Here is a 24840-nt window from a genome sequence, read left to right as displayed (position 1 = left end):
ATGGATCGCAGACGTTTCGTGATGGGGGCCTCCGTGGCCGTCGTCGGCACCGCGGTGGCCGTGACCGGCACCCCTCCGTTCGACGACGTGCCGAGTGCGGCCGCAGCCGGGGAGGAGCGCTTCACGGCCCGGGGGCGTGCGGTGGCCATCCAGCGGATCGGCAACAGCGCGCACGCCGTGATCAACGGCCGGCACGGGGTGCACCTCGAGCGGATGCTCGACGGGTACGCGACCCACCTGCTCCCGTTCGGCACGTACAAGTCGCCGCGGAAGCTCATCGAGGCCGTCATCCAGGCCGAGGACGCCGGGCTGCTGATCATCTGACGCGTCCGACACGGACGGCAGGACGGAGGCGGGGCGCTGGCAGACCAGCGCCCCGCCTCCGTCGTGTCGGGCTGTCACCGGGCGTCAGCGGTGCGCGGCCCACTGACACCGGCGCCGGGAACGACGTCGGGGTGGGCCCGAGGCTGCATGCGCAGCCCAGGCCCACCCCGGTCGGCGGCGGTCGGTCAGTAGGCGCCGGAGCCGCGGAAGACCGCACCCACGGTCTTCCACAGGATCATGAAGTCGAAGGCCAGCGACCAGTTCTCCACGTACCGGACGTCGATCCGCACCGAGTCGTCCCAGGAGAGGTCGGAGCGGCCGCTGACCTGCCACAGCCCGGTGATCCCGGGCTTGACCAGGAAGCGCCGGTGCATGTCGAAGCCGTAGCGCTCGACCTCGGTGGGCAGCGGCGGGCGCGGCCCGACCAGCGACATCTCACCGCGCAGCACGTTGAGCAGCTGCGGCAGCTCGTCGAGGGAGTAGCGGCGCAGCACCCGGCCGACCGGGGTGACCCGCGGGTCGCCCTTCATCTTGAACAGGACGCCGTTGCCGTCGCTCTGCTCGGCCAGGTCGGGCACCATCCGGTCGGCGCCGGCGACCATGGTGCGGAACTTCAGCATCCCGAAGGTCTGCCCGTCCCGGCCGACGCGCTCCTGCCGGTAGAACACCCCGCCACGGCTGGTGAGCCCGACCGCCAGGGCCAGGGCGGCGAGCACCGGCAGGATGAGCAGGATCCCCACCGTCGCCGACGTGCGGTCGAAGGACTCCTTGGTGAGCCGGCGGACGCCGCGCAGCTCGGGCCGCTCCATGTGCAGCAGCGGCAGCCCGCACACCGGGCGGATGCGCACACGGGGGCCGGCGATCTCGGTGACCGCGGGAGCCAGCAGCAGCTCGGCGCGGGTCTTCTCCAGGTCCCAGCCCAGCCGGCGCAGCGCCGGACCGTCCAGCTCCGGGGAGGGCAGCACCGCGACGGTGTCGACCTCGTAGGCGTGGACGACGTCGACCACCTCGTCGAGGGTGCCCAGCACCGGCAGCCCGTCGAAGGCCTCCGGGGACTCCCCCTTCGGGCCGGCCGGGAGGCAGCAGCCGATCACCCGGTAGCCGTGGTAGGCCTCGCGGTCGATCTGCGCGTGCAGTGCGGTGACCCCGCCGCGGTGACCGACGAGGATCGCCGTCTGCAGGAAGCGCCCCTCGGCGCGACGGCGGTGCACCCACTGCCGCTGCAGGTAACGCTGCAGCAGTGAGAGCCCGGTGGCCAGCGGCAGGGCGACCACGATGAAGCCACGGGCGAGCTCGAGCTTGAAGGCCCAGGAGACGGTGCCGACCGTGGCGAGCAGCAGGACGGCGGCGGAGAAGACCCGACGGAACTCCTCCGGGCCCACCCACAGGAAGCGCTCCTCGTAGCTGCGACTGACGAGCATGATGGTCACCCACGCCACGGGGAGGATCGTCGCCATCCAGACCGACGCCTGCTGCCCTGCGGACATCCCCTCGGGGCCGAACCGGGTCAGGTAGCCGACGGTGGCGGCGACCCCGGCCGCTGCCGCGTCCCCGATCGCGATGTGGCGGACGTACTGGGCGCGCCAGGCCCGGCGGGCCACGGTGCCCTCACCGCGCAGCCAGGAGCGTGCGAACGTGCGGCGCCGCGGCTCCTGCGCCCGGTGCTTGGACGCCGTGCTCCGTCGAGGACGGACGGCGCTGTTCCGCTCGTCGATCATGCTCATGCAGTGAACCCCCGGGAGGCTGGCGCCACGGGAAACGCAACCTCGTAGCCATGTCTTGGACGGACCGACGACTGCTCTGTCCGACCGGCCAGGGTGAAGGTAACGAAGTCGTAGCAATAGCGGCACCCCGAGAGAATGGAACTTCGACCGGTCCCGGCGTGGGGCCCATTACTCGGGCACGTGCAGTCAGTCGACCATTACTCACTGCAAGGACACACGCGGCATGTGTGAATACCTGGCGTATCGACCAGCGGTGAATTGAGTCACTGCAGGCGGACCGTCGCGCACGTCGGGCCCGGGCTCCCGAGCCGCCGACGCCGACTCAGCCCCGCCCAGCGTGTCGATACGGACACGCCGTAGTCGTCTAGGCACAGCGTGCCACGACAACTACCTTGCTGCCGTCGGCTCGTGCCGACGCGCGAGGGGGGAACGCAGGACGTGCAGACCGATCGACCAGACCCGGAGACCTCCGGCCGGCACCGCCAGGTCCAGGTGCCACCAGTGCCCCCCGAGACCGGCCGGCACCGGGTCGTCACCGACCCGCCGCTCCGGGCGGCCGAAAGCGCGCTGCCGACCCCGGCGCCGCCGACCCCGGTGCGCCGCCGGCACGCGGCGGATGAGGCGCCGAGCTCCCACCCCGATGCCCGCCGCCGACGCAGCCGGACACCCCAGCGGGTCATCGCCGGCGCCACCCTGTTGCTGATCACCGCGACGCCGGTGCTCGCCCGGTCCACCACCGCCCTCGGCATGCACGACGCGGTCGCCGCTGAGATCGCCGCCCACCCCGACCAGGCCGACGACACACTGGCGGCGATCACCGCCGGCGGCGTCCTGGCCGGCGCGGCCTCGCCCAGCCCGGCTGTGGTGCCCCCCGCTCCCGACGACTCCGGCGCACGCTCAGTGGAGCCCGACGGCACGGCCCCCGCCCCGGCGGACGCCGCGGCCACCCGGTCCGACGCTGCCGCGCCCGGCACCGACAGCGCCGATCAACCGGCCCCTGGTCCGCCCACCGCCAGCAGTGCGTCCGCCGGCTCGCCCACCGGGACCGGACAGCCGACGCCGCCTGGCACCCGCCCGGTGACACCCGTGCCGACCGACGCGGCGCCGACCGGTGTGACGCCGACCGGCACGGAGCGGACCGGCGCAGAGCGGACCGGCGCAGAGCAGACCGGCGCAGAGCAGACCGGCGCAGAGCAGACCGGGGCGAGGCAGACCGACGACAGCACGCCCGGGACGAGCGGCCTGCCGGCTCCGGAGACCACGGACGCCCCGCCGACCGACGAGCCGCTCGTCCAGTCCTTCCTGACCCAGGACCCACCGCCACCGAGCCCGACCGCGCCGTCCACCGGCGCGCCGGGGGCGACGGTCGCGCCGGAGCCCTCGGAGCCGGCACCGACCACGGCGGCCCCGTCGCCTTCGGCAACAGCAGAGGCGTCCGCCGGCACCGTCGCTGCGCTCATCGAGCGGGTGGGCACCCTCGTCGGTCCCTGAGCCGGGGCCGCGGCGGACCACTCGACCCGGCCACGGGCGGCGGCCGCTCCCTCCGACGGGGCACCCCGGTGGCCGCGGACCTCAACCGGGCCGTCCAGGACGCCGACACCTCGGTCATGCCGATCGCCGCCGCCCCGGTCGCCGACGAGGTCTCGTCACTGCCGGGCCTCCACGCCGCCGCCGTCTCCCTGCTGCCCACCCGGGCCACGTTGCTCGCCCGGATCGCCGAGCAGACGGCCGCCGCGGACGTCTCCCCCGCTGCGCTGGTGCTCGTCGGACTGCTCCGCCGGGACACCGGCTGGCCCCTGCCGGGCGACCACCTCGACCAGGTCGCTGCGGCGCTGTCGGCCAACGTCCGTGGCGACGACTGGCTGGCCCGCTCCGGTCCCACCGAGTTCGCCGTGCTGCTGGGCGCGGCGGCACACCACGCCGAGACCGCGACCGACCGGCTCCTCGAGGTCGTCGCCGGCACCGGCGTCCCCGGCCTCACCGCCTGCGCCGGCATCGCCGGGCTCTCCCCGGACACCTCACCCAGCGAGGTGCACCGCCGGGCCACCCTGTGCCTCACCGCGGCGCGCAGCATCGGCGGCGGCCGGGTCATCCGCTACCGCGGCACCCGCCGCTGACGACGCGTGTCCACCGCAGCGGCGCGGTGGGCACGTGGCCGATCGGCGACCACCCCAGACCTGCCCCGTGCCGCCGTGTCCCGGCGGCACGGGGCAGCTCCACGTGTCCGGTCGACCGGGCCCGGACGGTGCTGGCGCCCACCCGTCGCCGGGGCCCTCCGTCACGCCCCCTAGGCTTCCGCTGCGCTCGTCTCCCGGACCTCGGTGACGCCCCTTCGGATCGGAGGGGTCACCGTCCCGCTGGGGCACCGCCGAGGACCCTGTCGGCAGGTCGCTCCAACGGACCGATGGCCTGGTGAGACCCGCGATTGACGGGAACGTCCGACCGGGCGAACCTTGGCGTGGGGACGCTGCCAGCGTGGGCAGAGCGGCCGAGACGAGGGAACTCCGTGGCGTGGTGGTGGCTGCTGGTCGCATGGCCCGTGGTGGGTCTGCTGGCTGCTGCCGTCTTCCACGTCGTCGTCACCCACGTGCCACCGGACCGCTGCCATGAGCTGACCCCCGTACAGCGCGCCCACCTCCCCGGTGTGCACCCCCTGAGGCTGCGCCGCCGACCCGCCTCCCGCCCCACGGCCGGCCGCCCCGGTGGCCCATCCCTCACCCGGTACCGCCCCACGAGCGCGACCGGCGCGCCGATGCCCCTCGGCCAGACCCGCGGGCCGGTACACCGCCTCTCCCCGCAGACGCAGCTCGTCCCGGGGCGCCGGCGGCGCGCATCGGGCCGAGCTCCTCTCCCCCAGGTGCCGGGTGCCGTGGCGCAGGCGGGCTGCGCGCCCCGGCGGACCGCCGGCCACGGGCCCCTCGCCGCAACTGCCCGGGGCGCCGTCACCGTCTTCGTCTCGGTGCCGTCCCACCAGCCGTCCCGATCGGTCAGGCCACTCCGGGCCGGCGTCGTGCCCAGTGCCACCGCACACCGCAGGCGGCCGTCGTGGACGCGCGGGGGGGCAGATCGGCCAGGGCGGCGGGGCCCGGGTGCGCAGCGCCTCCTCGCGCTCACGGCGCTCGCGGCCGTCGCACTCGCGCCGGTCCTGGCCCGCTCCAGCACCAGCCTGGGCTTCACCGACCCCCTCGTAGCCGACCTCGTCGCACATCCCGACCAGGTGCCGGCCACCTTCGAGGCCCTGAACCGTGGCGCTGCGATGTCCGGGCTGGCCCCCATCTCGGTTCCCGAGTGGGAGACGGTGCTGTCCGGGGCGGTGCCGACCGACACCGGCGACCGGTCCACCAGGCGGGCACCCGACCCCACCACGGCCGCCACCGAGTCGAGCCGGACCAACGCCCCGCCTGCGACCTCGACCGACGATGCGCCCGGCGACGGGCCGACGGTGCCGCCCGGGGCCGTCCCCGACGACCCACCGCCGGCGAGCGACGCTCCGACCGGCGGGGTCACCCGCACCACCGTGCCGACGCCGACACCGACGCCGTCGGACCCGGCCGACCCCACCGCGCCGCGGCCCACCCCGACCCCCAGCCCGACGGATCCCGAGCCGACGCCGACGCCTACTCCGACCCCGACTCCGACGCCGACCGACCCGGTGCCCACGCCGACCCCGACCGACCCGGAGCCGACCCCCACGCCCAGCCCGACCGACCCGGCCGAGCCGACGGAGCCGGCGCCCACGGAGCCGGCGCCGACGGAGCCGGCGCCGACGGAGCCGGACGAGCCGGACGACGCGGCGGCCGCGGCCGGCGACGTCACTCCCCCTCGGCCTCCAGCGGCTCCCACCGCACCCTAGGAGCCGGCCCGGTCCGGTCCGGCACAGGACTGCCGGACGGCCACCTGGCCACCGAGGGCGACTTCGGGTGCGCAGTGCCCGGAACGCCGAACTGCCCCGGCACCACCAGCGGTGGGACGGGGCAGTTCGGTCGGAGCTGGTCGCTCAGCGGGTGACGGAGCGGGCCTCGTCCTCGCGCTTCTTCTCCTCGCGGGCAGCCATCCGGGCCCGCTGCGGGACCACCGTGTACTTCGGGTCCCGGGCGCTGGCCATGCCGGCCTCGAAGACGCCGAAGCGGGTGAGCAGCGAGCCGGCCGCCAGGAGCGCACCGGAGACCGCGGCACCGACCCGGGTGCGGCCGGCCACCACGGTGAGACCCGCACCGCTGGCGGTGCAGGCCTTCGCGGCCTTCATCATCGTGCCGGCCTTGCCCAGCTGGTACGGCTCGCCGACGATGCCGTGGTCGTGCTCGACCTTGTGCATCGCGGCCAGCTCGACCGCCGCTCCGGCGACAGCCATCTTCCGGGCCGGACCCGCCTCGGCGACCGGGGTGAACGCCATGCAGATCCCGCCGCCGGCGGCCATCCCGGAGCCGGCGAAGACGAAGGGCAGCTCCTTGTACGGCTCGTGCCATGACGGCACGGCGGTGTTGGCCAGCAGCACCGCCGTGTAGGTGGTCATCGGGCCACCGAAGACGGCGGACGTGGTGCCCACGACCTTCCGGAGCCCGGGGAACCAGCCGGCGATCCGCCGCAGCCCGAACTTCTGCAGACCGGGGAAGGCCTCCAGCAGCTGGAGGCCCGCGGTGGCCGCGGTCAGGGCGCTGAACGGCGCCAGGATGTAGGAGCCCACCGACAGCGGCGAGGTCGGCTTGATCACCCGGAGCATGTGCAGGAACCGAGCCGGCCGCCCCAGGTCGTGGATCAGCCAGACGACCGACGCCAACGCCCCGCCACCGGCGGTGTAGTGCGCCGCCCGGGTCAGCGCCGGGCGACCGGTCACGTCGGCGATCGCGCCGAGCACCGCCGACGAACCCGCGGCGCCACCCAGGAACAGGTACAGCGGCACGTCCGGGGTCTTCCACACCGGCGGCTTGATGATCGGCCGGCCGTAGTACGAGGTGAACTCGGCCTCGTCGACGGTCGGGTCGCCGTCCCGGCCACCGCCGCGGCGGCCGCCCTTGCGCCGCTTCTTCTCCCGCGCCTGCGCCGGGGGGCCGTCAGCCCGCCGCCAGCCGGCGCCCGGCGTCACCAGTCCCTCGGTCATCGGCGCAGCCCCTTACGTGAGCCCAGGACGGCGGAGAGCGCGAACCCGACCACCATGGCCGCGCCGCCGACGGCGTGCTTCCACATCGACGGCAGGTCCCGGGTGGTGACGATCGGGTCCGGCGGGAGCCCGTAGACCTCCGGCTCGTCGAGCAGCAGGAAGAACGCGCCCGCACCGCCGACGCCGTCCTCCTCGTCCCGCCCGTAGAGCCGCGCGGTCTCCACGCCCTGCTCCTTGAGCGTCGCCAGCCGAGCATCGGCCCGGGCCTGGAGCTCGTCCAGGTCGCCGAACTGGATCGACTGGGTGGGGCAGGCCGTCGCGCAGGCAGGCTGCAGCCCGTCGGTGAGCCGGTCGTAGCACATCGTGCACTTGAAGACCCGGCCGTCGTCCTTGCGCTGGTCGATCACGCCGTAGGGGCAGGCCGGCACGCAGTAGCCGCAGCCGTTGCAGATGTCGCCCTGCACGACCACGGTGCCGAACTCGGTGCGGAACAACGCCCCGGTCGGGCAGACGTCCAGGCACCCGGCGTGCGTGCAGTGCTTGCACACGTCCGAGGACATCAGCCAGCGGATCTCCCGGTCGCCGGACTGACCGGTCTGCGGGTCGAACTCGCTGAGCGCCTCGGCGTTCAGCACGCTGGACTGGGCCATGCCCACCCCGTCGGCGTTGCCGCCGGCCGAGACGGCGTGCGGGTCACCCGAGCCACTCCCGCAGCCCCCGCCGCTGCTGCCGCAGCCGGCCGCGGGTGCGGCGGCGCCCGCGCCACCGGCGCCCGGCAGCCCGACCCCCGGCATGGGGAGGTCGACGGCCCGGCTCTGCTCGACGAACGCCACGTGCCGCCAGGAGTTGGCCCCGAGCATGCCGGTGTTGTCGTAGGACTGAGCCGTCAGGCCCATGACGTCGCGGTTGCCGTCCGCGTCGTCCATCGGGAGCGTGTTCCACTCCTTGCAGGCGACCTCGCAGGCCTTGCAGCCGATGCAGACCGAGGTGTCGGTGAAGAAGCCCACCCGCGCGGGGTGGTCCTCCTCGTAACCGGCCTCCCCGCTCACATCGGGCAGCGGGCCGTAGAGCCGGTTGGCCGGGTCGTTGCCGGTGAGCGCCGGGCTCGCCGAGCTGACGGTCGTCACGAGCGCTCCTCTTCCATCGGGTCGAGCCGCATCAGCTCGTCCCCTCCTCGATCGGTGCCCGGCCGCCGCTGGGGACCAGGCCCGACTGCACGCCCGCCCGGATCCGGTGGTCCTCCACGAACTGCACCAGCTCCTTGCCGCGCGGACGCCGCCCGGGCTGGATGTCGCAGGTGGCGACCTTGGTCTCCTGGATGTGCACGTTGGGGTCCATCACCACGCCGAACAGGTCGTTGGCGGAGTCGCCGGTGGACAACCCCTGCTCGCCCCAGTGGTACGGGATCCCGATCTGCTCGACGACCTGGCCGCCCTTGAGCCGCATCGGCCGCATCCGCTCGGTGACCAGCACCTTGGCCTCGATCGCCGTCCGGGCGCTGATCAGCGTGGCCCACCCGCCGCTCTCGAGCCCGCGCAGCTCGGCCAGCTGCGGGCTGACCTCGACGAAGAACTCCGGCTGCAGCTCCGACAGGTAGGGCAGCGTGCGGCTCATCGCCCCGGCGGTGTGGTGCTCGGTCAGCCGGTAGGTGATCATCGCGAAGGGGTAGACCTCGCTGCGCGGCGGGTTGCCCCGGTTCCACGCCCCCTGGATCTCCTCCCGGCCCGGGTTGGCCTGCTGGCCGTACAGCGCGTTCTCCACCGGCGACTCGGCCGGCTCGTAGTGCGCCGGCATCGGGCCGTCGGCCAGCCCGGCCGGCACGTAGAGCCACGCCTTGCCGTCGGCCTGCATGACGAACGGGTCGGCACCGCCGATCCCGGCCTGCGCCACCGCACCCTCCGGCGGGACGTAGTCCGGTCGCTTGGTCGCCTCGAAGTCGGGGACGTCATGACCGACCCAGCGGCCGGCTCCGTCCTCCCCTGCCTCCTCGTCCCACCAGACGAAGGCCTTCCGCTCGCTCCACGGCTTGCCGCTCGGGTCGGCCGAGGCGCGGTTGTAGAGCACCCGGCGGTTCGACGGCCAGGCCCAGCCCCACTCGGCGGCGACCCAGTCCTGCTCGCGGCCGGGCTTGCGCCGGGCGGCCTGGTTGACCCCGTCGGCGTAGACACCGGTGTAGATCCAGCAACCGCCGGTGGTCGAGCCGTCGTCCTTCATGTCCAGGTACGTCGAGAGCATCTCGCCGTCCGGACCCGAGCCGTTGATCTCCCGCAGGACGGCGTCGGCGCTGGGCTCGTCGTGCTCACCGTGCGTCGGGTAGTCCCAGGTGAGGTCCAGCAGCGGACGGTCCCGCGGGTCGGTCGACCCGGCCAGCTTCTCCCGCAGCCTGCGGCCCAGGTGGAAGTAGAACCACAGGTCGCTGCGGCAGTCGACCGGCGGCTCGACCGCCTTGTGCCGCCACTGCAGCAGCCGCTGCGTCTGGGTGAAGGTGCCCTCCTTCTCCACGTGCGTGGCCGCGGGCATGAAGAAGACCTCGGTGGCGATGTCCTCGGTGACCAGCTCCCCGGTCTCGATCTCCGGGGCGGTCTTCCAGAACGTCGCCGACTCGATCATCTGCAGGTCGCGGACGACCAGCCACTCCAGGTTGGCCAGCCCGAAGCGCTGCATGCGCCCGTTGGCGCTGCCCACCGCGGGGTTCTCGCCCACCAGGAAGTAGCCGGGCACGTTGCCCTGGATCATGTCGGCGACAGTGGTGTACGTGCCGTGGTCGCCGGTGATCTTGGGCAGGTAGTTGAACGCGAAGTCGTTCTCCGCCGTCGCCGCGTCGCCCCACCAGGACTTCAGCATGCTCGTGGTGTACGCGCGCATGTTCCCCCAGAAGCCCACCCGGTCGTCGCTGGAGGCACAGAAGCTGTCCAGGTCGGTGTGCTGCTGGGCGTGGGGCATCGGGATGTAGCCGGGCAGGATGTTGAACAGCGTCGGGATGTCGGTGGAGCCCTGGATGCTGGCGTGCCCGCGCAGCGCCAGGATCCCGCCTCCCGGACGGCCCATGTTGCCCAGCAGCGCCTGCAGGATGCCCGCGGTCCGGATGTACTGCACGCCCACCGTGTGGTGCGTCCAGCCCACCGAGTAGACCCACGCCGTCGTCCGCTCGCGGTTGCTGTTCGCGGTGACCCACTCGGCGACCTTGAGGAAGACCTCGGGCTCGATGCCGCAGATGTCGGCGACCATCTCCGGGGTGTAGCGGGCGTAGTGCCGCTTGAGCACCTGGAAGACGCAGCGGGGGTGCTGCAGCGTCTCGTCCCGCATCGGCTTGCCGTGGATGTCGGCCGAGCCCTGTGCACCCTGCTGCTGGTCGGCCTCCTTGACGCCCTCGGTCTCGTCGTCGGTGCCGTCGTCCGCTGCGTCGTCGGGCCGGTCGCCCTCGTCGGAACGGAAGGCCGACCCGCCGGGCTGGCTCGGCGAGCGCTGGCCGGCCGAGGCCGGCACGTTGACGCCCTCGTACTGCCAGGTGGTCTCGTCGTACTGCCCGGTCTCGGGGTCGAAGCCGGAGAACAGGCCGTCGAGGTCCTCGGTGTCCTGGAAGTCCTCACGCAGGATCGCCGCCGCGTTCGTGTAGGCGACGACGTACTCGCGGAAGTCCAGGTCGTTGTCCAGGACGTACTTGACCAGCCCACCGAGGAACGCGATGTCGGTGCCCGCGCGCAGCGGCACGTGCAGGTCGGCCAGCGCGCTGGTGCGGGTGAACCGCGGGTCGATGTGGATGACCTTCGCGCCCCGCGCCTTGGCCTCCATGACCCACTGGAAGCCGACCGGGTGGCACTCGGCCATGTTCGAACCCTCGATCACGATGCAATCGGAGTTCACCAGGTCCTGCTGGAAGTTCGTGGCGCCGCCACGACCGAACGAGGTCCCCAGACCGGGGACCGTCGCGGAGTGCTATATGCGGGCCTGGTTCTCGATCTGTACAGCGCCCATGGCGCTGTACAGCTTCTTCATCAGGTAGTTCTCCTCGTTGTCGAGGGTCGCCCCGCCGAGGCTCGCGATGCCCAGCGTGCGGTTCACCGGGTGCCCGTCGACCTCGTCCTGCCAGCCCTTGCGGCGGGCGTCCAGCACCCGGTCGGCGATCATGTCCATCGCCGTGTCCAGGTCGAGGTCCTCCCACTCCGTCCCGTGCGGACGGCGGTACTTGACCGTGGTGACCCGGCTCGGGCTCGTGACCAGCTGCTTGCTGGCGCTGCCCTTGGGGCAGAGCCGGCCGCGGCTGATCGGCGAGTCCGGGTCGCCCTCGATCTGCACGACCTGCTCGTCCTTGACGAACACCCGCTGGCCGCAGCCCACCGCGCAGTACGGACAGACCGACTGCACCACCCTGTCGGCGGTGGCCGTGCGGCTGACCACCTGCTCTGTCGCCTTGCTGCGCGCGGCCTTGCCACGCCCCAGCGGGTCAGGACCCGTCAGCTGCCGGAACACCGGCCATGCATCCAGCCACGTCTTCACCCCGACGAGCTTGCCACCCGGAGGCGCCGTTCGCGCGCCCAGCCCTCCGGCGGGTCTCACCCGTTCGTACCCGCCGGGCCCGCCTCCGGGAGGACGACGCAGCACGAGGGGCTGGTGCAGCTGAGTAGCGTCGTCGGGGACACGAGGAGGCGCCCCATCGCAACCGACCACGCACGCCGCTCCGAAACCCACCTCGACTGCCCGTGTGCCGGCGACACCGCCGTCCACGCCCGGCACGCCGGCGAGGCCCCGTCCGTCGGCGAGGCCCAGCCCGGCACCGAGGGCATGGTGGAGTGCCCCGAGTGCGGTGAGCCCAGCAGCCACGTGCGGATCGCCACCTGGGGTCACTGCCGGGTCTGCCGCACCGCCGACTCCCGGGCGACCCAGCCCCTGCGCTGGTGAACCGGCCCGACTGAGCGGGCGTCCTCCCCCTCACCCCTCCGCCCCCGCCCCTTCGGGTGAGTGGCGTCGGCCACTGGTGCAGTCCGGCCGCGCGCGGTCCGACAACTGATCCGTGACCTCCGGAGCCCTCGCCGCACCCATGCGGGCCATGGCCGCTCCGACGCGGAGCGGCCCGGCCGCCGTCCGCACGCTCAGCCGGCCACTCCTGCTCGCCGTCCTGGCGGCCTGCGCCACCCTGTCCGCCGGGCTGCTGCCCGGACGGACCGCCGTCACCGTCGCGGTGACGGTCAACTTCCTCGCCGTCCTCGGTGCGCTCGTCCTCCTCACCCGCACCGGGCGCCGGAGCGCCCACCCGGCCGGCTGGCGCTGGTACACGGCCTCGGTCGCCGTGGGCGCCGGCGGTGCCATGGCCGCCGCGTCGGTGCTGCCGTGGGGGCAGACCGCCCTGGGCAGCGTCCCCGGTCAGCTGCTGGTGGTCGTGGCGATCCTGCGGATGCTCGACCGCGCGTCGCTCCGGGCCGCCCGGGCGCAGGTCGCCACGATGTTCGCGCTCTTCGTGATCGCCGACCTGCTGACCGTGCACACGCTCTACCACCTGACCATCGCCCGGGACGGCGTGCTGCCCCTGTCGGAGACGGTCGCGCTCTTCGCCCTGCTGGCCAGCATCGCCCTCGGCACCGGCTTCTCGCTGGTCCTCATCGCGGTCTGCCCCGCCGCCCAGCGTCCGGTCGGCTGGCTGCTGTTCGCCTCCCAGGTCGCCACCGCACTGGCCGGCGCCTGCTCCTCCCTCGCATCGGGGCCGGGCCTCGTCCAGTACCTGGCCTGCGGGCTGAGCGTCCTCGGGTTGGGCCTGCTCGTGGTCGCCTGCCACGCCGACCGACCGCAGCCCACCGCCGACCGCAGGGGTGCAGACGGTTCCACCCTCGGCGCCATGCTGCCGCACGCCACCGCACTGGCCGGCGGCTCGCTGCTGCTGCTCAGCGTCCCGGTCACCGGGACCCTCACCATCTTCGGGACGACGCTCGGCGTGCTCGGGCTGGGCGCCCTGCTGGCCCACCAGGTGGTGTCCTGGCGCACCCAGCAGCGGCTGACCACCGAACTGCAGCGCAGCGAGGCCTACTTCCGCACGCTGGTGCGCGGCAGCGCCGACCCGGTGCTGATCCTCGACGACCAGCTGCAGGTGCAGTGGGTCTCCCCCGCCATCACCGCGCTGCTCGGCCTGGACCCCCAGCGCATCGTCGGTTCCTCGATCGCCGCCGCCGTCCACCCCGACGACGCCCCGGGCCTGGTCGCCGCCCTGAACTCCACCTCCGGGGACGCCTCGGAGACCAAGACCCGGACGGCGCGGGTGCGGCACCTCGACGGCCGGTGGCGACTGATCCAGTCCCAGGTCCGCGACCTCCGCGGCGACCCCGACGTGGGAGCCCTGGTGCTCTACTGCCGGGACGTCAGCGCCAGTGCACCGCAGCCGGCCGAGCCCGTGGTCACCTTCAGCACGAGCGACCCGGCGACCGGCCTGCCCAACCGCTCGGCCCTGACCCAGCGGCTCGCCGCCACCCTCCGCGCCCCGTCGGCCGGCAGCGCCTCGCTCATCGTGCTGGGCGTCGACGGGCTGCCCGCCGGCGACGACGTCGCGGTGCTGCGCGAGCTGACCACCCGGTTCGCCCGTGCCCTGCGCGGCGACGACTGGCTGGCCCGCTCCGGGGTGAGCGAGTTCGCCGTCCTCGTCTCCGGCACGGTGGCCGACGCCGAGGTGATCGCCGGCCGGCTGGTCGCCGCCGTCGAGCCGGTCGCCACCGGCAACGGCACCCTGCGGCTGACCGCCGCGGCCGGCGTCACGCCCGTGGACGCCGACGCGGACGCCGGGGAGGCGCTGCGCGGGGGCGACCTGGCGCTGCGCAGCGCCCGCGCCGCCGGTCCCGGCCGGGTCCGCCGGCACTCCGACGCCCTCCGGATCACCCAGCAGCGTGGGGAGACGCTGCGCACCGACCTGGACCGGGCCCTCGCCGAGGGTCAGCTGCGGCTGGTCTACCAGCCGGTCGTCGACCTGGCGCTGCACCGCACCGTCTCGGTCGAGGCGCTGCTGCGCTGGCGGCACCCCGTGTACGGGGAGGTGTCGCCGGCGGAGTTCGTGCCGCTGGCCGAGGAGTCGGCGCTGATCACCGAACTGGGTCGGTGGGTGCTCGCCGAGGCCACCGCCACGGTCGCCGCACTCCCGCACCAGGACCTGGCGGTGGCGGTCAACGTCTCGGCGCGGCACGTCCGCAGCGGCGAGCTGGTCTCCGACGTGCTCCAGGCCCTGGGGTCCAGTGGGCTGTCCGCCTCCCGGCTGGTCCTGGAGATCACCGAGTCGGTGCTGCTGGACGACGAGCACGTGACCGACGACCTGGCCGCCCTGCGGCGGCTGGGCGTCCGGATCGCCGTCGACGACTTCGGCACCGGCTGGTCCTCGCTGGCCTACCTCGTCGGCCTGCCGATCGACGTGCTGAAGATGGACCGGCAGTTCCTCGCCGACGTCGAGACCGACCCGCAGCGCCGAGCACTGTGCAGCTCCGTCCTGCACCTGGGCACCAGCCTGGGCCTGGTCGTGGTCGTGGAGGGCGTCGAGACGGCGACCGAGCTGCAGCTGCTGCGCGACATGGGCCACCGGTTCATCCAGGGCTACCTGCTGGCCCGGCCGCTGGACCGGGCCGCGCTGACCGCCCAGCTCCCGGGGCTGGGCGGGGCGCCGCTGCCCACCTCGGCCTCGGGGCTGCCCCGGGCCGCGGACGACGGACTGCCGAGGTGAACCAGGTCCGGCGGGCACCGCTGACCCTGGTGCTGCTCGGCGCGCTCGTCGCCCTGGGGATCACCGTGCCGGCCAGTCCGCACGGGGCCGTGCCGCAGTGGGACAACCTGGTGCTGGCCGTGCTCGGCGGGTGGGCGGCCTGGCGCTGCGCCCGGCTCACTCGTGGGATGGACGTCCGCGACCGGCTGCCCTGGCAGGTCCTGGGTGCCAGCTCCCTGCTCTTCGCCTGCGCCAGCCTGGTCACCGGGCTGGGCGTCGGTGCGCTCGGCCGGCTGGGCTTCGGTGACCTGCTCGTGCTCACCGCGGCCCTCGGGCCGACGGTCAGCGCCGCGCTGATCGGCGGCCGGGTCCGCCGCACCCGCTGGCCGATCCTGGTGATCGACGGGGTGCTGGTCACCGTCGCCCTGGTCATCGTCGCCGATGTGCTGGTGCTCGCCCCGGCACTGACCCCGGGCGCGATCGAACCCGACCTGCTGCCCCTGGTGCTCGCCTACGGCATCTACCCCGCGGTGGCCGTGGGCGTCGTCGGGGCCCTGTGCACGGTGTCGACCGCGGCCGTCCGGCGTCCGGCGACCGCGATGATCCTCATGACCGGGCTGCTGGGGCTGGCCTCGGCGCTGCTGGCCGTGCACATCGTGCAGCCGAGCACGCCCTGGGCCGCCGCGGCCGACGCGGCGATCGCCGGCGCACTGGTCGTCGGTGTCCACGCCGTCCAGCTGGCCAGCGCCGTCCCGGGCCGGTCCTCCGCCGCCGACTCCACCCCGACCGTGAACTCCGCCGGCCTGGTCATCGACGTCCTGGCGCTGGTCGGGGTGCCGATCACCCTGGTGACCGCCCTCCTGCTGGACCTCCGGGTCCCCGACGGAGCGCTCGCCTGCACCGCCGTCGTCGTCCTGCTGCTCCTGCTCCGGCTGTTCATGCGCATCCGGGACAGCGACCGCATCGAGGAGGACCTGCTCCGCAGCGAGGACGACTTCCGCGGCCTGGTCGAGGCCAGCTCGGACGGCGTGGCCATCGTGGACGCCGAGCTCCGGCTGGAGTTCACCTCCCCCGCGGCCCGGACCCTGCTCGGGATCGTCCAGGCCGACCTGCACCCGCTGCTGCTGGACCTGCTGCACGAGGAGGACCGCGCCCGCGTCCGCCGCGAGCTGACCGCCGCGCCCGGCGGGGGGACCCCCTCGGTGCACCTGCGGCTGCGCGACGCCGAGGGCGAGCCGCGCGAGCTGGAGGTCACCCACCACGAGCGGCCCGGCAGCGGACGCCGGGTGCTCCACCTGCGGGACGTGACCACCCGGCGACGCCGCGAGCGGGAGCTGGAGCGGATGGCGTTCACCGACCACCTCACCCGGCTGCCCAACCGCGCACTGCTGTTCCAGGAGATGGCCGCCGGGTCGGCGACCGCCGACCAGCGGTGCCTGCTGGTGCTGGACCTCGACGGCTTCAAGGCGGTCAACGACTCCGCCGGCCACGAGGCCGGCGACCTGCTGCTGGTCGAGGTCGCCCGCCGGCTGCAGGGCCTGCTGCGCGCCGACGACCTGGTCGCCCGCCTCGGCGGCGACGAGTTCGCCGTGCTGTTGACCGGGGCCGAGGACGCCGCCGTCGAGGCCGCCCAGCGGGTGCTCGACGCGCTCGCCCGGCCCTGCCGGATCGGCAACCGCACCTTCACCGTCGGCGCCAGCGTGGGCCTCTGCCGGGTGCACCCCGGGGGCGGCCAGCTCGCCTTCCGCCAGGCCGACGCCGCCCTCGGCGCCGCCAAGCGGGCCGGCAAGGGCTGCTGGCGGATGCACAGCGACGACCGGGTGGCGCAGGCCGCGGCCAGCAGCTCCGTCGCCACCGCCCTGGCCGACGGGGAGGTCCAGCTCCGCTTCGACACCATCGCCAACGGCGACACCGGCATCCTCGCTGCGTTGCACGCCCAGCCCGTGTGGGTGCACCCCGAGCTCGGCGCGCTGCCCGCCGCGGAGCTGTGGGCCGCCGCCGAACGGCAGGGCTGCACCGCGACCCTGCAGCAGTGGCTGATCACCCGCGCCTGCGCCGACGTGGCCGCCCTCGACGACCAGCTGCTGGTCGCCGTCGACCTGCCCGCGGGGCTGGTGCACGCCGACGAGCTGCCCGGCGAGGTGGCCATCGCGCTGGCCGGGGCCGGCCTGGCGCCTCCCCGGCTCACCCTCTTCGTCACCGAGGAGGTGCTGCAGACCTCCTCCGCGGCACTCACCCCCGCGCTGCACGCCGTGCACCGGACCGGCGTCCGGCTCGGGCTGGACGACTACGGCATGGGCTCCACCCTGTGGTCGCAGCTCGCCCGGCTGCCCCTGGAGGTGGTGATGGTCGACGTCCGCAACCTGTCGTCCGGCGACAACCACGACCGGACCCTCGAGCTGCTGGGCGCGATCGGCCGCAGCGCCCGCGACTTCGAGGTGTCCACCGTCGCCAAGGAGATCACCTCCCCGCAGCTGCTCCACGAGCTGCGCGTGCAGGGCGTGGTCGCCGTCTCCGGCCCGGCGCTGCCGACCGGCCTGACCGCCGCCGAGGTGGCCGCCCTGCTGCGCCGCCCCGAGGGCGCGGTGGTCGCGCCCCTGTCCACCCCCGCGCCGCCGCCGCGAGCGCGTGCCGGGGTGTGATGACCGGGCGGGTGGTGGGCGCGACACTGGCCCGGTGACCGCGCCGTCCCTGCGATTCCTCGGCCACTCGACCGTCCGGGTGGAGCTGGCCGGCCGGACGGTGCTCACCGACCCGCTGCTCACCCACCGGCTGGGCCCGCTGCGGCGGGTGGTCCCCCGCCTGGCCCCCGAGGCCTGGGCCGGCGTCGACCTGGTGGTCGTCTCGCACCTGCACAACGACCACCTGCACCTGCCCTCGCTGCGTCGACTGGGCCGCAGCACGCCGATCGTGGTGCCCCGCGGCGCCGGCCGGTGGCTCACCCGGCACGGTTTCACCGCCGTCGAGGAGCTCGGTCCGGGCGCGAGCCTCACCGACGGCGGCCTCACCGTCACCGCCACCCCCGCCGACCACGCCGCCCACCGCTGGGGGCCGCTGCTCACGTACGGCCCGCACGCCCCGGCGGTCGGGCACCTGCTCGCCGGGGACGGCGTCACCGTCTACGCCGCCGGCGACACCGACCTCTTCCCCGGGATGGCCGACCTCGGTGACGACGGCGTGGACGTCGCCCTGCTGCCGGTGTGGGGGTGGGGCCCCACGCTCGGGCCCGGACACCTGGACCCGGCCGGTGCCGCCCGGGCCGTGGCGCTGCTCCGCCCGCAGGTCGCCGTCCCGGTGCACTGGGGCACCTTCGCCGTCGCCGGGCTGACCTCGGTGCCCAGCCCCTGGCGGGCCCGGATGCGGGCACTGCTCGTCGAGCCACCCCGCCGGTTCGCGGCCGCGGTCGCCGCCGCGGGCTCGGCCACCGCCGTGGCGCTGACCGCCCCCGGCGCCCGCGTGGCACTGGACGCCGTGGAGCCCGGCCGGGAGAGCACCTGACCGACCTCCGGTGCCCCGACGCGGCCGTCTCACGGGATTTGCCGGGTGGCCGCACAGCAGTCACCCTGGTTCGCAGGGGGAACGTGAAGTTCATGTGAACGCCGCCCCGCCGACGTGCCGGAGGTGGCTGGATTGCTCGACAGTGGGCTGATGCGACCTGACGCCCGGGCCTGGTTCGAGCACCGCACCACGTCGGCCACCTCCCTGGCCGAGATCGACGCCGATGCGCTGCTGCTGGCCAAACGCCGTGGCGGCCACCGGGTCAGCGTCGTCCTGCCCGCGCGGAACGAGGAGACCACCGTCGGGGTCCTGGTCCGCGACCTGGTCGAGCGCTGGGTCGAGGGTGTGCCGCTGATCGACGAGCTCGTCGTCATCGACTCCCACTCCACCGACGCGACCGCCGAGGTGGCCCGGGCAGCCGGCGCCGAGGTCGTCGCGGTCGGCGACGTGCTGCCGAGGCAGGGCGACCGCCCGGGCAAGGGCGAGGCGCTGTGGAAGTCCCTGGCGGCCACGACCGGCGACCTCGTCGTCTTCATCGACTCCGACCTGCTGGGTGACGTCAGCCACTACGTGCCGGGCCTGCTCACCCCGCTGCTCACCGACCCTCGCGTCGAGTACGTGAAGGGCTGCTACACCCGCCCGCTCACCGTCGACGGCGAGCACCGCCCGGCCGGCGGGGGCCGGGTCACCGAGCTCACCGCCCGTCCGCTGCTGAACGCGCTGTGGCCGGAGCTGGCCGGGTTCGTGCAGCCGCTGGGCGGGGAGTACGCCGGCCGCCGCTCGGCCCTCGAGCAGGTGCCGTTCGTCTCCGGCTACGGCGTGGAGGTGGGCCTGCTGGTCGACCTGCTGCAGGTCTGCGGCCTCAACGGGCTGGCCCAGGTCGACCTCGGAACCCGCACGCACTCCCACCAGACCGACGAGGCGCTGGGCACGATGGCCGGCCAGATCGTCTCGACCGTGCTGTCCCGCGCCGAGCGCGGCCGGTCGGACCGGCACCGCCTGGAGCCCGGCGGGCTGCTCACCCAGTTCGCCCACGACGGGCGCGGCTTCGTACCGACCAGCCACACCGTCGCGGTCGACGAGCGGCCGCCGATGTGCGCGGTCGACGAGTACACCTCGCTCCGCGCCGGCGTCGTCAGCTGACGAAGGGCCCCGCTGCCCCCCACCGCTCGCACGCTCGCGGCGGGCCCCTGCAGCGGGGCCGGAAGAACTAGGCGAGCGGGGTGTCGTCCAGTGCGGCCGCGAGGTCGCCGGGGGTGTCGTAGATCCCGACGGCACCGGCATCCTGCAACTCGTCGTCCCCGAAGCCACCGGAGCGGACGACGATCGCCGGCATCCCGGCGTTCTTCGCGGCCTCCACGTCCCACACCGAGTCACCGACCAGCACGCTGGCGGAGTCCGCCGACACCCCGAGCTTCTCCAGCGCGACCCCGAGCAGGTCCGGTGCGGGCTTGGACGCCTCGACGTCCTCGCTGGAGGTGACGGCGTCGGCGAGGTCCCGCACGTCGAGCAGGTCGATGAACGCGTCCACGTGCTTCGGCTTGCCCGAGCTGGCCAGCACCAGCCGGTGCCCGCGCTCCTTGATCGCCAGCAGCAGGTCGCGGGCACCGGGCAGCGGCACGATCTCCGGCAGCATCAGGTCGAACTCCTCGACCCAGCGGTCCCGCGCCCGGTCCCCGATCCGGGCCTCGACGTCGTCGCCGCCGAGCGCTCCCACCAACTGGTCACCGCCCATGCCGATGAGCCGGTGGATGCGCCAGATCGGGAAGGTCTCCCCGCAGGAGCGCAGCGCCCGGTACCAGGCCAGGGCGTGCTGGTAGTTGGTGTCGACCAGGGTGCCGTCGACGTCCAGGACGGCGATCGTGGGTTCAGCCATGCCCGATGCCCTGCCCAGTCACCCGGACGATCACCCCCTGAGCCACCAAAATGGCCATTTTGGTGGCTCAGGGGTGGGTCAGTGCTGGTGCTGGAGGACGCCGCGGATGACGGTTCCGTCGCGCTGGTCCTGGTAGCCCTGGTTGACCTCGTCGAGCGAGTAGCGCTTGGTGATCAGCGAGTCGACCTCCAGCGCGCCGTCCTCGTAGAGCCGCAGCAGCCGTGGGATGTCCCGGTAGGCGTTGCACATCCCGTACAGCGCCCCCTGCACCCGCTGCTCGTAGACGGTGGTGATGTTGCCGGGCAGCGCGACGGTCGTCGCCATCGTGTGGTCGGCCAGCCCGGTGAGCACCAGCGTGCCGCCCTTGCCCAGGCAGCGGTAGGCGCCGCCGGTGATCTCCGGGCTGGTCGTGCCGGTGGCCAGGATGACGACGTCGGCCCCGGTGCCGCGGGACAGCTGCTTCGCCAGGCCCGCCGCCTCCTCGGTGCTGGCGACCGCGTGGGTGGCGCCCAGGGTCTGGGCGAACTCGCGACGGAAGGCCACCGGGTCGACGGCGACGACGGCGCCTGCACCGGCCATCGCCGCGCCCTGCACGGCGTTGCAGCCGACCCCGCCGGTGCCGACGACGACCACGACGTCGCCCTGGCGCACCGGCCCGGCGTTCACCGCGGACCCCCAGCCGGTCGGGACGCTGCACGCCATCAGCGCAGCGACGTCCAGGGGCAGGTGCGGCTCGATCTTGACGCAGGAGAACTGGGACAGCACCGAGTGCTGGGCGAAGGCACCGACCATGCAGAAGCCGCCGAGCTCCTCGCCGTCCAGCCGGAACGGCCAGGTCCCGTCCGGCAGCTGCCCGGTGCCGATCGTCGCGCCGAGGTCGCAGAGGTTGGACCGGCCGGTGGCGCACCAGCGGCAGTGGCCGCACGCCGGCAGGAAGGAGGTGACCACGTGGTCGCCGGGCTGCACGCCGGTGACGCCGGCCCCGACGGCCTGGACCACGCCGGCGCCCTCGTGCCCGCCGACGATGGGGTAGCGCTGGCTCTCGAACCGCAGGTGCTCGTCGGAGTGGCACAGCCCCGCGTAGGCCATCTCCACCAGCACCTGCCCCGGGCCGGGGTCGACCAGTTCGAGCTCCGCGACCTCCCAGTCGCCGGGACCCCGCAGCACCGCACCGTGCGTCTTCATCCACCGTCTCCTGTCTCGAGCGTGACCTGACCCACGCTAGGGGGTCCGGCGTCACCCCCCGCCGTCGGGTGGCACTCAGTGCCACCCCGCCCGGGCGGCGGTGCCTGCCCCCGTGCGGCACGATCGACCGCCATGACCGGCGCCGACACCCCGAGCCCGCCGCAGGCACCGGAGACCTCGGTCTGTCCCGGCTGCGGTGCGGTGCTCGCCGTCGTCCCCGGCCTGGTCGGCACGCACGTCGGCGCCTCGGCCAGCTGCGCCGGGCTGTTCGCCGTGACGGTGCGCGGCCTGCGCGAGGAGGCCGGGCAGGACGTGCGGGCCGCATCGCTGCTCCGGGTGTCCACCGACGCCTACGACGCCCAGCACCTGGTGCCCGGCGCACCGGCCGCCGCACCGGTCCGGCTCTGCCTGGAGCTGGAGCGGAGCGTCGACCACGCGCGCTCGGCCGCACTCGGCAGCCGGGTGGACGACGCCGCTCCCCGCGACCTGACCGCACCGGAGCGTTGGACGACGACCGTCGCGGACCTGGCCGCCGACCTGGACGTCGTGGACCTGCCGGCCCTGGTGCGCGCCTGGGCGGACGCGGTCTGGACGGACTGGACACCGGCGCACGACCGGCTGCGCGCCGCCGCGGACGCGGCCCTGACCGGCTGACACGGCATCGCGAGCGGTCGGTTGCGCTCTACATTGTCGACCGTGGACGCGGCGACGGGGGGACGCCGGGAACGCCGCAAGGCGCAGACCCGGGCGGAGATACGCGCGGCGGCGCAGCGCCTGTTCGCCGAGCGCAGCTTCGACGCGGTGACCATCGCCGACATCGCCGCGACCGCCGACGTCGCGGTGCAGACCGTCTTCAACCACTTCGACAGCAAGGAAGCGCTGTTCTTCGACGGCCGGACGCCCTGGGTCGAGGGGGTCGCCGCCGCCGTCACGGCCCGGCCGCACGGCACCGGACCGCTGGCCGCCCTGCGCAGCTACCTGGAGAGCGACCTCCACCAGTTGTTGGAGCAGGAGTCGCAGCCGGAGCACCGCAGCTACCTGGAGGCCCTGGCGCATTCGACCAGCCTGCAGGAACGGGAACGGACGCTGGTCGAGGAGGCCGGCGTGCGGGTGGCCGCTGCGCTGGCGACGGCGCTCGCGGCGGCGGAGCAGCCGGACGGCGCCTCGGTCGACCTGCTCAGCCGGCTGGCGGCCGACCTGTTCCTCGTGGCCGGGCGCGTGCTGGTGCTCGCGAACCGCCGGCAGGTGCTCGGCACGGGACGCGGCGCCGCAGCGCGCGGCCCCGGGCACGCGACCACCGCCGCCACCCTCGCCATGCTCGAGGACGGGGTGCGCCGGCTCGCCCGCCAGCTGGACGTGCGGATCGACTGAAGGAGGACGCCGCTGCCCCCGGCCAGACGAGGACGGGGTCCTTCCTCAGCCGGGCGGCAGCTGGGCCGGCTCGACGATCGGCAGCAGCACGTCGGTGACCAGCTGCTCGACCTGTGCGGTGCTCATCGACGCCGGGGCGAAGGCCGTGTAGCGCTGCCACCACAGCGCCTGCACCGCCGACCCCAGCAGCGCGACCCGCTGGTGCGGCAGTTCACGCCCGCGGGCGGCCTCCCGCGCCGCGAGCTCGCGCACGGCACCGGCCAGCGGGCGCACCAGCGCCTCCTCGAGGCCGGCGCGCAGGTCGTCGTCGTGCCGGGCTGCCCCGACCAGGCTCGCGGCGGCTCGCTCCGCCCGGTCCAGCGGCCGGGTCCAGCGGGCCAGCAGCTCACAGAGGTCGCTGCGCAGCGACCCCGAGTCGGCGGGCAGCTCGACCAGCGGCGCGGTGTTCAGCGCGTGCCGCGCCAGTGCGGCCATCGTGGGCCAGCGCCGGTAGATGCCGGCCTTGCCGGCCCGGGCCCGCGCGGCCACCCGGTCGCTGTTGAGCCTCCCCCAGCCCTCATCGGCGAGGATCTCCACCGCCACGGCCACCAGTTGCTCGGACAGCTCCGAGGACAGTGGGCGCCCCGGAGGACGGGCACCGGCAGGTCGCGGAGGCAGATCGGTCGCGGTCACCGTGCAATCGTGCCCAAGAGAGTGGAGTGACCACAACAACCGAGCGATTCCACTTCGAGATCACATCCCGCCGGGCACGCCGGGAGCGCCCTCAGGCCGACGCGGCCGGCTCCACGTGCACCTGCAGGCTGGCTCCGTCGTCCGCCGTCCAGCCCTTCTGGACGGCCTGCTCCACCATCCCGTCGAACCGCTGCGCCCAGTCGTCGGCGGTCGCCTGCGGTTCGGCGGCGGCGCGCAGGGCCGCCACGTCCAGCAGGCCGGTGTCCCCCTCGGTCAGCCGGCCCAGGCCCGCCTGGCGCAACGCCCGGTCGACGTCCTCGTCGGTCAGCGCCCCCACGGCCAGGTGCAGCCGGGCCAGGTCGTCGACGTCGGCCACCCGCACCTCGGGCACCTCGTCGGCACCCCCGATCACCTCGACGATCATCCGTGTCCTCCTCCTTCAGGCGTGCCATGGGAAGCGGGAGAAGTCGGCCGGGCGCTTCTCCAGGAACGAGTCCCGGCCCTCCACCGCCTCCTCGGCCATGTAGGCCAGCCGGGTGGTCTCCCCGGCGAACAGCTGCTGACCGACCAGCCCGTCGTCGATCAGGTTGAACGAGTACTTGAGCATCCGCTGGGCGGTCGGGCTCTTGGCCACGATCCGGCGCCCCCAGTCCAGCGCGGTGGCCTCCAGCTCGGCGTGCGGCACGACCCGGTTGACCATGCCCATCCGGTGCGCCTCCTCGGCGGAGTACTCCTCCCCGAGGAAGAAGACCTCCCGGGCGAACTTCTGCCCGACCTGGCGGGCCAGGTACGCCGAGCCGAACCCGCCGTCGAAGCTGCCGACGTCGGCGTCGGTCTGCTTGAACCGGGCGTGCTCGGCGCTGGCCAGGGTCAGGTCGGCGACCACGTGCAGGCTGTGCCCGCCACCGGCCGCCCAGCCCGGGACGACGCAGACGACGACCTTCGGCATGAACCGGATCAGCCGCTGCACCTCCAGGATGTGCAGCCGGCCGTTCGCCCCGTCGCCGGCCTCGTAGCCGTACTTGCCGCGCACCCGCTGGTCGCCGCCGGAGCAGAACGCCCAGCCGCCGTCCTTGGCGCTGGGGCCGTTGCCGGTGAGCAGCACGCAGCCGACGTCGGTGGCCAGCCGGGCGTGCTCGAAGACGGCGAGCAACTGGTCGACCGTCTGCGGGCGGAAGGCGTTGCGGACTTCGGGCCGGTCGAGGGCGATCCGGACGACCCCGGCGTCGACGGCGCGGTGGTAGGTGACGTCGGTCAGCTGCTCGAAGCCCTCGACCGGCCGCCAGGCGGTGGGGTCGAAGATCTCGGAGACGTCGGCGCGGGCACTCACGGTGCCGAACCTAGCCGCAGCAGGATGCCCCCGCTCCGCCGAGCAGGTGCCTCCTCGGCGCCTCGTGCCTCTTCACCACCGGTGAGCAGAGCACGA

At 74.3% G+C, this 24840-nt stretch carries 18 protein-coding genes and 1 pseudogene; 10 read left to right on the top strand and 9 right to left on the bottom strand.

Annotation, left to right across the window (positions count from 1 at the left end; translation table 11 throughout):
- Positions 1 to 324: a hypothetical protein gene (locus O2W15_RS18310; protein ID WP_269161179.1), complete on the top strand. Its 324-nt coding sequence runs from the start codon at positions 1 to 3 to the stop codon at positions 322 to 324.
- Between the two features lie 185 nt (positions 325 to 509).
- Here the strand turns inward: O2W15_RS18310 and O2W15_RS18305 are convergent, their stop codons facing one another.
- Positions 510 to 2048 (bottom strand): sugar transferase, encoded by a 1539-nt coding sequence (locus tag O2W15_RS18305; RefSeq protein ID WP_269180417.1) that lies wholly within the window; start codon positions 2046 to 2048, stop codon positions 510 to 512.
- A 501-nt stretch (positions 2049 to 2549) separates the two neighbouring features.
- Here O2W15_RS18305 and O2W15_RS18300 point away from each other — a divergent pair.
- A complete protein-coding gene (locus O2W15_RS18300; RefSeq protein ID WP_269180416.1) occupies positions 2550 to 3539 on the top strand; it encodes a hypothetical protein in 990 nt (329 codons plus the stop codon).
- A 68-nt stretch (positions 3540 to 3607) separates the two neighbouring features.
- Entirely contained in the window at positions 3608 to 4165 is a 558-nt protein-coding gene (locus O2W15_RS18295) for a diguanylate cyclase domain-containing protein (RefSeq protein ID WP_269180415.1), read from the top strand.
- A gap of 1880 nt (positions 4166 to 6045) precedes the next feature.
- On the opposite strand, the gene nrfD is transcribed toward O2W15_RS18295, so the two are convergent.
- The 3 genes and pseudogenes from nrfD to fdh form a co-directional block, all read right to left on the bottom strand.
- Entirely contained in the window at positions 6046 to 7146 is a 1101-nt protein-coding gene (gene nrfD / locus O2W15_RS18290; RefSeq protein ID WP_269161175.1) for an NrfD/PsrC family molybdoenzyme membrane anchor subunit, read from the bottom strand.
- Positions 7143 to 8273 (bottom strand): 4Fe-4S dicluster domain-containing protein, encoded by a 1131-nt coding sequence (locus tag O2W15_RS18285; RefSeq protein ID WP_269180414.1) that lies wholly within the window; start codon positions 8271 to 8273, stop codon positions 7143 to 7145. Before O2W15_RS18285 ends, nrfD begins: the two co-directional genes overlap by 4 nt.
- 31 nt (positions 8274 to 8304) lie before the next feature.
- A pseudogene (gene fdh / locus O2W15_RS18280) lies at positions 8305 to 11643 on the bottom strand (formate dehydrogenase).
- 114 nt (positions 11644 to 11757) lie between these two features.
- Here fdh and O2W15_RS18275 point away from each other — a divergent pair.
- From O2W15_RS18275 to O2W15_RS18255, 5 genes are all read left to right on the top strand, one after another.
- The gene (locus O2W15_RS18275; protein ID WP_269180413.1) at positions 11758 to 12045 is read left to right on the top strand and encodes a hypothetical protein; all 288 of its coding nucleotides are present in this window, start codon (positions 11758 to 11760) and stop codon (positions 12043 to 12045) included.
- A gap of 148 nt (positions 12046 to 12193) precedes the next feature.
- On the top strand, positions 12194 to 14833 hold the full coding sequence (locus O2W15_RS18270) for a putative bifunctional diguanylate cyclase/phosphodiesterase (protein ID WP_269180412.1): 2640 nt from the start codon (positions 12194 to 12196) through the stop codon (positions 14831 to 14833).
- Positions 14830 to 17454, top strand: a complete 2625-nt coding sequence (locus O2W15_RS18265; RefSeq protein ID WP_269180411.1) for a diguanylate cyclase domain-containing protein — start codon at positions 14830 to 14832, stop codon at positions 17452 to 17454. The genes O2W15_RS18270 and O2W15_RS18265 overlap by 4 nt, the downstream gene beginning before the upstream one ends.
- A 34-nt stretch (positions 17455 to 17488) precedes the next feature.
- Positions 17489 to 18310 carry an MBL fold metallo-hydrolase gene (locus O2W15_RS18260; protein WP_269180410.1) on the top strand — a complete coding sequence of 274 codons (822 nt, stop codon included), beginning with the start codon at positions 17489 to 17491 and terminating at the stop codon, positions 18308 to 18310.
- A 150-nt stretch (positions 18311 to 18460) separates the two neighbouring features.
- The gene (locus O2W15_RS18255; protein ID WP_269180409.1) at positions 18461 to 19453 is read left to right on the top strand and encodes a glucosyl-3-phosphoglycerate synthase; all 993 of its coding nucleotides are present in this window, start codon (positions 18461 to 18463) and stop codon (positions 19451 to 19453) included.
- Between the two features lie 67 nt (positions 19454 to 19520).
- Here O2W15_RS18255 and O2W15_RS18250 read toward each other — a convergent pair whose 3' ends face one another.
- Complete coding sequence (locus O2W15_RS18250; RefSeq protein ID WP_269180408.1) at positions 19521 to 20186, bottom strand: HAD family hydrolase; 666 nt, start codon at positions 20184 to 20186, stop codon at positions 19521 to 19523.
- Positions 20187 to 20264: 78 nt separating this feature from the next.
- Entirely contained in the window at positions 20265 to 21371 is a 1107-nt protein-coding gene (locus tag O2W15_RS18245; RefSeq protein ID WP_269161168.1) for an NDMA-dependent alcohol dehydrogenase, read from the bottom strand.
- 132 nt (positions 21372 to 21503) lie between these two features.
- On the opposite strand from O2W15_RS18245, the gene O2W15_RS18240 reads away from it, so the two are divergent.
- Both O2W15_RS18240 and O2W15_RS18235 read left to right on the top strand, forming a co-directional pair.
- Positions 21504 to 22025 carry a DUF5946 family protein gene (locus tag O2W15_RS18240; protein WP_269180407.1) on the top strand — a complete coding sequence of 174 codons (522 nt, stop codon included), beginning with the start codon at positions 21504 to 21506 and terminating at the stop codon, positions 22023 to 22025.
- A 42-nt stretch (positions 22026 to 22067) separates the two neighbouring features.
- Positions 22068 to 22742, top strand: a complete 675-nt coding sequence (locus tag O2W15_RS18235) for a TetR/AcrR family transcriptional regulator (RefSeq protein ID WP_269161166.1) — start codon at positions 22068 to 22070, stop codon at positions 22740 to 22742.
- Between the two features lie 45 nt (positions 22743 to 22787).
- Here the strand turns inward: O2W15_RS18235 and O2W15_RS18230 are convergent, their stop codons facing one another.
- The 3 genes from O2W15_RS18230 to O2W15_RS18220 form a co-directional block, all read right to left on the bottom strand.
- On the bottom strand, positions 22788 to 23414 hold the full coding sequence (locus O2W15_RS18230; protein ID WP_269180406.1) for a TetR-like C-terminal domain-containing protein: 627 nt from the start codon (positions 23412 to 23414) through the stop codon (positions 22788 to 22790).
- Positions 23415 to 23505: 91 nt separating this feature from the next.
- Positions 23506 to 23838 (bottom strand): hypothetical protein, encoded by a 333-nt coding sequence (locus tag O2W15_RS18225; RefSeq protein WP_269161164.1) that lies wholly within the window; start codon positions 23836 to 23838, stop codon positions 23506 to 23508.
- A gap of 15 nt (positions 23839 to 23853) precedes the next feature.
- Positions 23854 to 24744 carry a 1,4-dihydroxy-2-naphthoyl-CoA synthase gene (locus O2W15_RS18220; protein ID WP_269161163.1) on the bottom strand — a complete coding sequence of 297 codons (891 nt, stop codon included), beginning with the start codon at positions 24742 to 24744 and terminating at the stop codon, positions 23854 to 23856.
- Between the last annotated feature and the right edge of the window lie 96 nt (positions 24745 to 24840).

Source organism: Modestobacter sp. VKM Ac-2979, assembly GCF_026967995.1.
In the GTDB taxonomy this organism is placed as follows: domain Bacteria; phylum Actinomycetota; class Actinomycetes; order Mycobacteriales; family Geodermatophilaceae; genus Modestobacter.
This window is presented reverse-complemented; position numbering and strand designations above follow the sequence as displayed.